Source organism: Streptomyces sp. f51, from assembly GCF_037940415.1.
Taxonomy (GTDB): domain Bacteria; phylum Actinomycetota; class Actinomycetes; order Streptomycetales; family Streptomycetaceae; genus Streptomyces.
In genome coordinates, this window is the sequence record NZ_CP149798.1 from 1,387,054 (window position 1) to 1,399,020 (window position 11,967).

8 protein-coding genes are annotated in these 11,967 nt (G+C 70.9%); 2 read left to right on the forward strand and 6 right to left on the reverse strand.

Annotated elements, in window-relative coordinates; genetic code table 11:
- Nucleotides 1-3: 3 nt before the first annotated feature.
- The 6 genes from WJM95_RS06225 to WJM95_RS06250 form a co-directional block, all read right to left on the reverse strand.
- Nucleotides 4-582, reverse strand: coding sequence for a hypothetical protein (locus WJM95_RS06225; RefSeq protein ID WP_339128478.1), 579 nt, complete (start codon nt 580-582; stop codon nt 4-6).
- Complete coding sequence (locus tag WJM95_RS06230; protein ID WP_078943795.1) at nt 567-1,694, reverse strand: ParA family protein; 1,128 nt, start codon at nt 1,692-1,694, stop codon at nt 567-569. Before WJM95_RS06230 ends, WJM95_RS06225 begins: the two co-directional genes overlap by 16 nt.
- A gap of 425 nt (nt 1,695-2,119) precedes the next feature.
- Nucleotides 2,120-3,244 (reverse strand): alanine dehydrogenase, encoded by a 1,125-nt coding sequence (gene ald / locus WJM95_RS06235; RefSeq protein ID WP_339128479.1) that lies wholly within the window; start codon nt 3,242-3,244, stop codon nt 2,120-2,122.
- Nucleotides 3,245-3,406: 162 nt separating this feature from the next.
- Nucleotides 3,407-5,488: a tetratricopeptide repeat protein gene (locus WJM95_RS06240; RefSeq protein ID WP_339128481.1), complete on the reverse strand. Its 2,082-nt coding sequence runs from the start codon at nt 5,486-5,488 to the stop codon at nt 3,407-3,409.
- 216 nt (nt 5,489-5,704) lie between these two features.
- Nucleotides 5,705-6,331, reverse strand: coding sequence for an NUDIX hydrolase (locus WJM95_RS06245; RefSeq protein ID WP_339128482.1), 627 nt, complete (start codon nt 6,329-6,331; stop codon nt 5,705-5,707).
- A gap of 112 nt (nt 6,332-6,443) precedes the next feature.
- The gene (locus WJM95_RS06250; protein WP_339128483.1) at nt 6,444-8,111 is read right to left on the reverse strand and encodes a CTP synthase; all 1,668 of its coding nucleotides are present in this window, start codon (nt 8,109-8,111) and stop codon (nt 6,444-6,446) included.
- 548 nt (nt 8,112-8,659) lie between these two features.
- Here WJM95_RS06250 and WJM95_RS06255 point away from each other — a divergent pair.
- Both WJM95_RS06255 and WJM95_RS06260 read left to right on the forward strand, forming a co-directional pair.
- Entirely contained in the window at nt 8,660-10,462 is a 1,803-nt protein-coding gene (locus tag WJM95_RS06255; RefSeq protein ID WP_339135382.1) for a glycoside hydrolase family 15 protein, read from the forward strand.
- Nucleotides 10,463-10,572: 110 nt separating this feature from the next.
- Nucleotides 10,573-11,967: an FAD-binding oxidoreductase gene (locus WJM95_RS06260; RefSeq protein WP_339128485.1), complete on the forward strand. Its 1,395-nt coding sequence runs from the start codon at nt 10,573-10,575 to the stop codon at nt 11,965-11,967.

Genomic DNA, 11,967 nt, shown 5'->3' on the forward strand with positions numbered 1-11,967 from the left:
CCGCTACCGCCCGCGCAGTCGCCGTACGAGAATGCTCGCCTCGCCGCGCGATTCCAGGTCCGCGAGGACCACGGCGACCGCCTCGCGGACGATCCGCCCGCGGTCGACGGCGAGACCGTGCTCGCCGCGGAGCACCAGGCGCGCGTGTTCGAGGTCCATCAGTTCCTCGGCGGACACGTACACCGTGATCTTCTCGTCGTGCCGCTCCCGCCCGCTGGGCCGGCGGTTCGCGGCGCGCGCCCGCTTGCGGGACGACTGCACGGAGGCCGAGGTGGCGGCAGAACCTTCCTGCGGCGGCCGGCCGCGCCCCGAACGGTCCGGGGCGCCGCCCCTGCTGCGCGACTCCCCCGCGCCGGACGGGTCGGCGTCGGCGGCGACGTGTTCGTCGCCCTCGCCGTCACCGCCCTGGACGGGCACCGACTGGGGAGTGTCCTCCCCGGCCGCCGCGTCGCCCTCGCCGGCCGGAGCCGGCACCCGGGCCTCGCCGTTGGTCCGGCGGTTGGGGCTGGATGCCTGGAGCGCCATGCCCCCGGTGGTACGGAACAGTTCGTCGGCCCCCGGCAGACTCACTCGGCGTGACACCGGGCGAGCACCTCCCTGGCGAGCTGGCGATAGGCGGCGGCGCCGACGGAGTTGGAGGCGTAGGTGGTGATCGGCTCACCGGCGACCGTGGTCTCCGGGAAGCGGACGGTCCGGCCGATCACGGTGTGGTAGACGTGATCGTCGAACGCCTCGACGACGCGTGCGAGCACCTCACGGCTGTGCACCGTGCGGGAGTCGTACATCGTGGCGAGGATGCCGTCCAGCTCCAGCTCGGGGTTGAGCCGTTCCTGGACCTTCTCGATCGTCTCGGTGAGCAGGGCGACACCGCGCAGCGCGAAGAACTCGCACTCCAGCGGCACGATCACCTTGTGGGCCGCCGTCAGCGCGTTCACGGTCAGCAGGCCGAGCGAGGGCTGGCAGTCGATCACGATGTAGTCGTAGTCGGCCATCAGCGGCTTCAGGGCGCGCTGGAGCGTGGACTCGCGGGCGACCTCGCTCACCAGCTGAACCTCGGCGGCGGACAGGTCGATGTTGCTGGGCAGCAGGTCCATGTTCGGGACCGCCGTCTTCAGGAGCACCTCGTCGGCCGCCATGCCCCGCTCCATGAGCAGGTTGTAGACGGTGAGGTCGAGCTCCATCGGGTTGACGCCGAGTCCCACGGACAGCGCGCCCTGCGGGTCGAAGTCGACGAGCAGCACCCGGCGTCCGTACTCCGCGAGCGCGGCCCCCAGGTTGATGGTCGACGTGGTCTTGCCCACGCCGCCCTTCTGGTTGCACATCGCGATGATCGTCGCGGGGCCGTGACTGGTCAGCGGACCCGGGATCGGGAAGTAGGGCAGCGGGCGCCCCGTCGGGCCGATGCGCTCACGGCGCTGACGGGCCGCGTCGGGCGCGAGCGTGGCCGCGTACTCCGGATCGGGCTCGTACTCGGCGTCGGGGTCGTAGAAGTGCCCCTCGGGCAGTTCGTCGTAGTCGGCGAAGTGGGTGTGGTTCTCGCCACTTCCGTTGCCGGCCATGGCGTTCACGTGATGGCCATCCATGCTCGGGTGTGCTGTCTGAGTCGTCCGGGGACTCTGGTGGGCTGCGAAGGTGCGGACAGCGACGGAGCCGACAGCCTCGAGCCCCGTGGGGTCCTGGCCCCGCGCCGGCATTCCTGGTTGACCACCCCCGGGAGTAAATGTCGACTCATTCACAAGTCGTCTTACCTCCTTGGTGACCAGGAAACTTCTCGATAGGTCAGCGTGGCACCATGCCGACGGTTGGCGACTCTATGGCGTGTCACCGCTCCGCAGCAACACAATCCGCCGGACCCGACCCGATGTGTCGGCAACCGAACATCCCTCTGTCAAGGGCGTAAGGCCGTCGCACGGCAGGTTTCACCGGTGTGCGAATCGGCTGAAGAGTTACGTTCGTGGCGAGTTGAACGAGTGCCGCAAAGTGACCCGACACACACCCGGCCGGACCTTGTCGGGCAAGGTCCGGCCTGGTGAGCGGTGTTGACGACCCGTGTTGACGTATCGCCTTTTGTCGGCGCCGAGTCGACCGAAAATGTCGACTCATGGAGCCATCGGCAAAGTCAGCCGAGCAGGCTCTCCAGCGCGACGTGCTCCAGCCCGTGGGCCTCGGCGACCTCGCGGTAAACAACCTTGCCGTCATGCGTGTTGAGACCCTTGGCCAGCGCGTTGTCACGACGCAGCGCCTCGGTCCAGCCGCGGTTGGCGAGCTCGACGATGTACGGCAGCGTGGCGTTGGTCAGCGCGTAGGTCGAGGTGTTGGGGACCGCGCCGGGCATGTTGGCGACGCAGTAGAAGACCGAGTTGTGGACCGGGAAGGTCGGCTCGGCGTGCGTGGTGGGACGCGAGTCCTCGAAGCAGCCGCCCTGGTCGATCGCGATGTCGACAAGGACACTGCCGGGCTTCATCCGCGAGACCAGCTCGTTGGTGACCAGCTTCGGCGCCTTGGCACCGGGGATCAGCACGGCGCCGATCACGAGGTCGGCCTCCAGGCAGGCCTTCTCCAGCTCGAAGGAGTTGGACATGACGGCCTTGACCTTCGTACCGAAGATCTTGTCGGCCTCGCGCAGCTTGTTGATGTCGCGGTCGAGCAGCGTCACGTCGAAGCCCATGCCGATGGCGATCTGCGCGGCGTTCCAGCCGGAGACGCCACCGCCGATGACGACGGCCTTGGCCGGCAGGACGCCGGGGACACCGCCGGGCAGGACACCGCGGCCGCCGTTGGCGCGCATCAGCTGGTAGGCGCCGACCTGCGGGGCGAGGCGGCCCGCGACCTCGGACATCGGGGCGAGCAGCGGCAGCGCGCGGCTCGGCAGCTCGACGGTCTCGTAGGCGATGGCCGTGGTGCCGGACTCCAGGAGGGCGTCCGTGCACTCGCGGGAGGCGGCCAGGTGCAGGTAGGTGAAGAGCGTCTGGTCCTTGCGGAGGCGGTGGTACTCCTCGGCGATGGGCTCCTTGACCTTCAGCAGCAGGTCGGCGGTGGCCCAGACCTCGTCGGCGGTGGGCAGGATCTGCGCGCCTGCGGAGACGTACTCCTCGTCCGTGATCGAGGAGCCGACGCCGGCGTTCTGCTCGACGAAGACCTGGTGGCCGTGGCGCACGAGCTCGTGCACGCCTGCCGGGGTGATGGCCACCCGGAACTCGTTGTTCTTGACCTCGCGGGGGATGCCGACCTTCACGTCGATCACGGTCCTTGACTCAGAGGGCTCTGGGGCTATGCATGCCGAGGCGATGCAAGCCAGGCAATGCATGTCATACCCGACGTACGGGAGCACACCGGGAGACACCACGGAAGAACGCGGCGGAGCCAGTCTAATGAAGGGATTCCCTCTGTCTAGCCTTTCAATGCATCAATCTTCAGCGGATGCACTGCGGATTTCGTAGGCGTTAGCGTCGTGTTCCAGGCCGGATGTGCTCTCCAGCAGCTCATCTCCCAGCATGCGCTCGGCCGCCGCTCGGTGCAGCCCGGCGGCCGCGGGGTCGCCGAGCCGCTCCAGGGTGTCGGCCAGCCTGACCTGGAGGGCGGCCTGGAGACGTACGTCGTCCGCGCGGCGCGCCCACTCGACGGCCTCCTGGCAGGTGCGCAGCGACTCCTCGGGGCGTCCCGCGTACTCCTGGACGCGGGCCATCTCGCTCAACGCCCTTGCCTGGGAGGCGACATCGCCGTTCTTGCGGTGCCAGGCGACCGCGGCGCGCCAGTTGACCTGGGCCTCGCCGTAGCGGCCCGCGTAGGTGTGCGCCGCGGCGATGCGCCCGTAGAGCCGGGCGGCGTCCACCCGCTCGTCGCGTGCCAGCCGCTGGGCGAGCGCCCTGCCGTACCAGTCGGCGGCCCGGTCGTGGTCCCCGAGTTCCTGGTGGGCACCGCCTACGGATTCCATCGCGCGGCCGGTCGCGTAGGGGTCGTTCGCCTCGCGTCCGGCGTCGAGCGCGGCCCGGTAGCGGGCCAGGGCGCCGGTCCTGCGGCCGGTCTGCGCGTCCAGGTCGGCGAGATTGAGCAGGGCCGCCGCCTTCTCGCGGGGCAGGTCGCGGCGTTCGGCGACGTCCAGGACGAGACGGTGGATGCCGTACAGGTCGGGCGCGGCGGCCCGGGTGCCGAAGTGCGCGGCCATCGCCCGCACCAGGGCGGCCATCAGGCGCCGGGCCAGGGTGTCGAGCTCGCCGTCGGCGACGGCCAGCCGGGCCGAGGCGAGCAGCGCGGGCCTGCGCACGCGCAGCCAGTCCTCCGCGGCCCGGGGTCCGGCGAAGCGCAGGGCACGCGGCATCCCGGCGAGCCGCTCCCGGGCGGGGGAGCTGTCGGTCTCGGTGATCGCGCGGCAGGACACCAGGAGCCGTACGGTCCGCTCCAGCATCCGGGCGCGGGCCAGCTGGACCTCGGCGGGCCGGTCGTGGGTGTCGACGAGCGCGCGGAGCAGCGGCTGGAGGCAGCCGGGGACCTCGTACTGGGGCAGCTGCGAGGGGACCGCCCGCAGCAGGCGCAGGCCGACGAACTCGTCCAGCATGGTGTGCGCCGACTGGACCGAGCAGCCGGCCAGCGCGGAGGCCGTGTGCGGGTCGACGAGGCCCGCGGGGGCCAGGGAGAGCAGGCGCAGCATACGCGCGGCGGCGCCCGGCAGGGAGGCGTACGAGAGCCGGAAGACGCGCTCCATCGGGGAGCCGTCCCCGCCCTCGGTGCGCAGCTGCTTGGCGAGGTCGGCGACGGCGGCGGAGGGTCTCGCGGCGAGCCAGCCGCCGGCCAGCACCAGGGCGGTCGGCTGGCCCGCGCACAGTTCGACCAGCCCTTCGGCGGCGAGCGGGTCGACGGTGATGCGCACCGAGCCGGTGAAGTGGCCGAGGAGTTCGAGGGCGGACTTGGTGTCGAGGCCGCCGAGGGTGCAGGGCCGGACGTCCGCGATCCCGGTCAGCGGCCCGCCGGAGACGGCGACGACCAGGCAGTCGGGGGAGTCGGGCAACAGCGCGTCGACCTGCTCGGCGTCGGCCGCGTCGTCGAGCAGCAGCACCGCCCGCCGGATCGCGAGGGCCTCGCGCAGCCGCTCGCAGAGCTCGTCGGCGCCGGCTCCGGGAGGTGCGGTCAGCCCGAGGGCGGTGAGCAGTTCCCGCGCGGTGGCCTCGGTGGGCACCGGCGTGCCGTCGGGTTCGGTGAGCCGGGCGCTCAGGACGCCGTCGGGGTAACTCTCGGCGACCTGTGCGGCGAGGCTCGCCGCGAGCGCGGTGCGGCCGGAGCCGGGCTTGCCGGCGATGAGGAGCACCCGCGCGCGGGGGGCCTTCCGGCCGGCGATGGTGTCGAGTCCTGCCCGCTCGATGTCCGCCCGGAGTTCCTTCAACTCTCTTGTACGGCCCAGGAACTGACTCTCCGTGGGAGCGGACCCGGCAGCCGGGCGCTGCCCCGTGGGCGCCACCTTGGTGCCGCCGTCGTCCACCGCCTGATCCGCCACGGGCCACGCTCCCGTTCCACTGCACGCGCAAGCCCGCCGGGACTCCGGTACGGGCGTTTTCCAGAGCCTAGTTCACGCTCTGCGACGATTCGGACGGAGCACGACGGGGACATCCCTCGATCGGATCAGGCGATCGTAGGACCGGTGGCCCCGGACGGGCGTATACGACCGTCCGGAGCGGGGCGACGGAACGGACCGGCCGTCCCGGAGCCGGCGTCAGGCCTCGAAGGGGCGCGCGGGCCACGGCGCCCCGGCCGGGCGCAGGGCGTCCGGTCCGGCGCCCCGGCGCGCGGCGACGAGCGAGAGGACCCCCACGACCAGGCAGTTGTTGTGCAGGTCACCGGCGAGCACACCGGCGACGAGGTCGTCGAGGGGGACGCGGGCCAGCTCCATGTCGGCCTCCTCGTCCTCGACCTCGAACCGCTCGCCCTCCGCCTGGGAGAGATCGCGGGCCAGGAAGATCCGGATGGCCTCGTCGCAGCCGCCGGGCGTGGTGTAGACGTCGGTCAGCACCCGCCAGGTCTCCGCCTTGACGTGCGCCTCCTCGTAGAGCTCGCGCTGGGCGGCGTGCAGCGGGTTCTCGCCGGGGATGTCGAGCAGGCCCGCCGGGATCTCCCACAGCTTCTGGCGCACCGGGTGGCGGTACTGGCGCAGGACCAGCACCCGGTCCTCGTCGTCCAGGGCGAGCACGGCCACGGAGCCCGGGTGGACCTGGTAGTCCCGGCGGACGACGGATCCGTCGGGCATGACCACGTCGTCGGTGCGCACCGAGGTCTTGTTGCCCTTGAAGGGGGTCTCGGTCGCCCGGACCTCCCACTCCTCGGGGGTGTCCTTGATCGTCATGGCCTGTCCTCCCACACGCGCAAAAAGAAGCCGGTCCGGGTGACGGGACCGGGGTGCGCGTCCGGCGGGAACACCCGCCGACACGCACCCCGGTCACCGTACAACCCTGGTGCTACTTGCCCGTCTTGCGCGCCACCGCGGCCTTGACCAGGCCCGCGAAGAGCGGGTGCGGCCGGGTCGGACGGGAGCGCAGCTCGGGGTGCGCCTGGGTCGCGACCAGGTACGGGTGGACGTCACGCGGGTACTCGACGTACTCGACGAGCTTGCCGTCCGGGGACGTTCCGGAGAACTGGAGGCCCGCCTTCTTCTCCAGCTCGGCGCGGTAGGCGTTGTTCACCTCGTAGCGGTGACGGTGGCGCTCCTCGACGTACTCCTTGCCGTCGTACACCTCGCGCACGATCGAGCCCTCGGCGAGCTTGGCCGGGTACATGCCCAGGCGCATGGTGCCGCCCATGTCGCCCTCGCCCGCCACGATGTCGAGCTGCTCGGCCATCGTGGAGATGACCGGGTGGCCGGTGCCGGAGTCGAACTCGGTGGAGTTGGCGTCGGGGATGTCGGCCAGGTTCCGCGCGGCCTCGATCACGATGCACTGGAGGCCGAGGCACAGACCGAGCAGCGGGATGCGGTTCTCGCGGGCGTACTGGATCGCGCCGACCTTGCCGGACACACCGCGGTCGCCGAAGCCGCCGGGGATGCAGATCGCGTCGACGTCGCCGAGCTGCTTGGCGGCGCCCGCCGGGGTCTTGCAGTCGTCCGAGGTGACCCACTTGATCTTGACGCGGGCCTTGTTGGCGAAACCGCCGGCGCGCAGCGCCTCGGTCACCGAGAGGTAGGCGTCGGGCAGGTCGATGTACTTGCCGACGAGCGCCATGGTGATCTCGTGGACCGGGTTGTGGACGCGGTCCAGGAGGTCGTCCCAGGTCGCCCAATCCACGTCACGGAACGGCAGGTCCAGCTTGCGCACGACGTAGGCGTCGAGGCCCTCGGTGTGCAGGACCTTCGGGATGTCGTAGATCGACTTGGCGTCGATCGCCGCGACCACGGCGGCCTCGTCGACGTCGCACATCAGCGAGATCTTGCGCTTGATGGCGGTGGGGACCTCGCGGTCGGCCCGCAGCACGATCGCGTCGGGCTGGATACCGATGTTGCGCAGCGCCGCGACGGAGTGCTGGGTCGGCTTGGTCTTCAGCTCGCCGGACGGGCCGATGTAGGGCAGCAGCGAGATGTGCACGACGAAGACGTTGTCGCGGCCGACCTCGTGGCGGACCTGGCGGACCGTCTCCAGGAAGGGCAGGGACTCGATGTCGCCGACCGTGCCGCCGACCTCGGTGATGACGACGTCGACGTCGTCGGTCGCCATACGGCGGATGCGGTGCTTGATCTCGTTGGTGATGTGGGGGATGACCTGCACGGTGTCACCGAGGTACTCGCCGCGCCGCTCCTTGGCGATGACGGTGGAGTAGACCTGACCGGTGGTCACGTTGGCCGAGCCGTCCAGGTCCACGTCGAGGAAGCGCTCGTAGTGCCCGATGTCCAGGTCCGTCTCGGCGCCGTCGTTGGTGACGAACACCTCACCGTGCTGGAACGGGTTCATGGTGCCCGGGTCGACGTTCAGGTACGGGTCGAGCTTCTGCATCGTGACGCGCAGACCCCGTGCCTTGAGCAGCGCGCCCAGGCTGGAGGCGGTCAGGCCCTTCCCGAGGGAGGACGCGACACCCCCGGTGACGAAGATGTGCTTGGTCGTCGTGGCTGTGCTGTTTCGAAAAGCACTGGGCGGCATGGCCAAGAGGGGGCTCCCGTGGTCGGTCTGGGGTGCGTGCCGGCGTGGGGCCCGGGGATTTCCGGGGGTTGCCGTCGCTGCGGTTCGGGGGTTTCTTGCCCACCGGTCCACGGGCTACCAGGGTATCAGCGACCGGAGGAGGCCGCTTCCGGCCACGCTCCGCGCACACCCGGGCACCCCGCCGGGCACACGGCCCACACACCGCTCACTCGATCGGCTCAGCCGGGTTGCCCGGAGCGGCACGCGGATCTTCCACGTGCGTCGTATCCTGCTCGGACACTCGCTGCCGAGTCCCTCCGGCACACGGCACCATCCCGCACGTAACCGGAACAAAGAGGGCCTGTCAGTTCGTTTCGAGACGACAATCGCATCGCCCATCGCACCGACACCTGACGCTTCGCGGCGACGCACGGCGGACGTCCCCCATCAGCGACGTTCCGCGGACACCTCATCCCATTGCCTACTGTTTTGCAGTACCTACGTTCCCTTTGACCGCAAGAGCGACCGCCCCGTGCAGGGGCGCCGTGGCCGTTCGACTGGAGATGCACGTGGCCGGGCGCATCGAGGACTACGCACTCATCGGAGACATGCAGACAGCCGCGCTGGTCTGCCGGGACGGCACAGTCGACTGGCTGTGCCTGCCCCGCTTCGACTCCCATGCCATCTTCGCGGGACTGCTCGGCACCGAGGATCACGGATTCTGGCGGCTCGGCCCCGCGCACGCCGCCGACGCGCAGCCGCCCGCGGCCACGCGCCGCCGGTACCGCGGCGACTCGCTGATCCTGGAATCCGAGTGGGACACCCCGCGGGGCACGGTCCGGGTGACCGATTTCATGCCCCCGCGCGACGGGGCGCCGCAGCTGATCCGGATCGTCGAGGGCGTCAGCGGCCGGGTGCCGATGCGCTCCACGCTGCGCATGCGGTTCTCGTACGGCCGTGTCGTGCCCTGGGTGCGCCGGCACGAGGGCCGCACGGTCGCGGTCGCGGGACCCGACTCGGTCTGGTTCGACACGGACTGCGTGACCTACGGCAAGGACCTGACCACCTACGCCGACTTCACGGTGGCGCCGGGCGAGACGGTCACGTTCACCGTGTCGTGGGAGCCCTCGCACAAGCAGCCGCCCGCGCTGCCCGAACCGGAGCAGTCGCTCGAGGCGACCGAGGAGTTCTGGCGCGACTGGGTCGACCAGTGCACGTACCACGGCCCCTACCGCGAGGCCGTCGTCCGCTCCCTGATCACCCTCAAGGCCCTGACGTACGCGCCCACGGGAGGCATCGTCGCCGCGCCCACCACCTCCCTGCCGGAGGAGATCGGCGGCGTACGCAACTGGGACTACCGCTACACCTGGCTGCGCGACGCGGCCATCACCCTCTCCTCGCTGCTGCGCACCGGGTACCGCGAGGAGGCCCGCGCCTGGCGCGAATGGCTGCTGCGCGCGGTCGCCGGCGACCCGGAGAACCTCCAGATCATGTACGGCATCGCGGGGGAAAGGGAGTTGGGCGAGGCGGAACTCGACTGGCTTCCCGGGTACGAGGGTTCGGCGCCCGTCCGGGTCGGAAACGGCGCGGCGCACCAGCTCCAGCTCGACGTGTACGGCGAGGTCACCGAGGCCCTGCACCTGGCCCACATGACGGGCCTGTCCCGCAACGACTACGCCTCGCTCCTCCAGCTGAAGCTGATCCGCTACCTGGAGACGCACTGGGACCAGCCGGACGAGGGGATCTGGGAAGTCCGGGGCCCGCGCAGGCACTTCGTGCACTCCAAGGTGATGGCCTGGGTCGCCGTCGACCGCACGATCAAGCTCGTCGAGTCCGGTGACGCGGACGGCCCGCTGGAGAAGTGGCGCGAACTGCGCGACGACATCCACCGGGACGTCTGCGAGAAGGGCTACGACCCGGAGCGCAACACCTTCACGCAGTCCTACGGCTCGAAGGAGCTGGACGCCTCCCTGCTGCTCATCCCGCAGATGGGCTTCCTGCCGCCGGACGACAAGCGGGTGATCGGCACCATCGAGGCGATCCAGCGCGAACTGTCCACCTCCGACGGCTTCATCCTGCGCTACCCGACCTCGGGCGAACACGCGGGCGTGGACGGCCTGGAGGGCGACGAGGGCGCCTTCCTCGCCTGCTCGTTCTGGATGGCCGACGACCTCGCGATGATCGGCCGGGTCGACGAGGCCCGCAAGCTGTTCGAGCGGCTGCTGGCCCTGCGCAACGACCTCGGTCTGCTGGCCGAGGAGTGGGACCCGCGTCTTCAGCGCCAGGTCGGGAACTTCCCGCAGGCCTTCAGCCACGTCCCGCTGATCGACACGGCCCTGCGGCTGACGGCGAGCGGGGCGTACGGCGGCTGAGCCGGTCCGTGCGGGGCGCGTGGGGCGCCGTGGCTCCCCGACGCGCCCCGGGCGCCGTACCCGCCTAGCCTGGAAGGAGTCCTGTCCCCTCATGGAAGGGGGCGGCTTCCATGGCTCCCCTTTCGAAGGCCGGCGCGGCCCTCGCCGCGCTCCGCGCAGGTCTCACCGGTGCTGTGTTCACCCCGGACGATCCCGGGTACGACGAGGCCCGGACGATCTTCAACGCGATGATCGACCGGCGGCCCGCGGTGATCGCGCGGTGCGAGAGCGAGGCCGACGTGACCCGCGCGGTGCGCTTCGCGCGTGACCTCGATCTGCCGATCGCCGTACGCGGAGGCGGTCACAGCGTCGCCGGGATGTCGCTCAACGACGGCGGTCTCGTCGTCGACCTCAGCCGAATGCACGAGGTCACCGTCCACCCCGGGTCCGAGACCGTCCGGGTCGGGGGCGGGGCCCTGATGACCCATCTGGACCGGGCCACCGAGCCCTACGGCCTCGCGACCACCGGCGGGCGCGCCTCGACGACCGGTGTCGGCGGCTACGTCCTCGGCGGCGGCACCGGCTGGCTGGACCGGTCCCTCGGCCTGGCCGTCGACAATCTGCTCGGGGTCGAACTGGTGACCGCCGACGGCACGCCGGTACGCGCCACCGACCAGGAGAACCCGGAGCTGTTCTGGGCCCTGCACGGGGGCGGCGGGAACTTCGGGGTCGCCACCGCGCTGACCCTCAAGCTGCACCCGCTGCCCGAGTTCTCCATGGCGCTGGTCATGTATCTCCCGGACAGTGGCCCCGACGTCGTACGCGTCTACCGCGAGATCATCGAGAACGGGCCCCCTGAGGCGAGCGGGGGCGTCCTCTACCTGACCGCGCCGCCCGAGGAGTTCGTGCCCGGGCACCTGGTCGGCACGCGGCTGTGCGGCGCGCTCGTCGCGTACGCGGGCGGCGAGGACGACATGCGCAAGATCGCCCAGCCGCTGCTGGCGCTGCCGCACGAGGTCGAGATCGTCACCGCCCTGCCCTACGCCGACCTCCAGTGCATGATCGACGACCCTCCCGGATGGCGTAACTACTGGTCGGCGGAGTATCTGACCGGCGCGCCCGACGACTTCGTGGACGTCTTCTGCGCACTCGGCGACGCCATGCCGGTGCCCACCGGCACCCAGCACGTGCTGTTCCCCCAGGGCGGCGCCATCGCCTCCGGGCCGACCCGCTGGCCGGTCCCCTACCGCGACGCGCCCTGGGCCGTGCACCCCTTCGGGATCTGGGAGGACCCGGCCGACGACGAGCGGTGCGTGGACTGGGTCAGGAAGGTCCGCGAGGACGTCAGGCCGTGGAGCACCGGCGCGGTCTATCTGAACTTCATCGGCGACGAGGGCACGGATCGCGTCAGAGCCGGCCTGGGCGAGGACAACCTCCGGCGGCTGGCCGCGGTGAAGGCCGAGTACGACCCCGACAACGTGTTCCGCTTCAACCACAACATCCCCCCGGTCCCGGCCGGCGCCTGA

Excerpts from the sequence above, each read along its gene's own strand:
- WJM95_RS06230 (WP_078943795.1), bottom strand. The coding sequence starts at position 1,694 with ATGCCGGCGCGGGGCCAGGACCCCACGGGGCTCGAGGCTGTCGGCTCC.
- WJM95_RS06250 (WP_339128483.1), bottom strand. The coding sequence starts at position 8,111 with ATGCCGCCCAGTGCTTTTCGAAACAGCACAGCCACGACGACCAAGCAC.
- WJM95_RS06245 (WP_339128482.1), bottom strand. The coding sequence starts at position 6,331 with ATGACGATCAAGGACACCCCCGAGGAGTGGGAGGTCCGGGCGACCGAG.
- WJM95_RS06260 (WP_339128485.1), top strand. The coding sequence starts at position 10,573 with ATGGCTCCCCTTTCGAAGGCCGGCGCGGCCCTCGCCGCGCTCCGCGCA.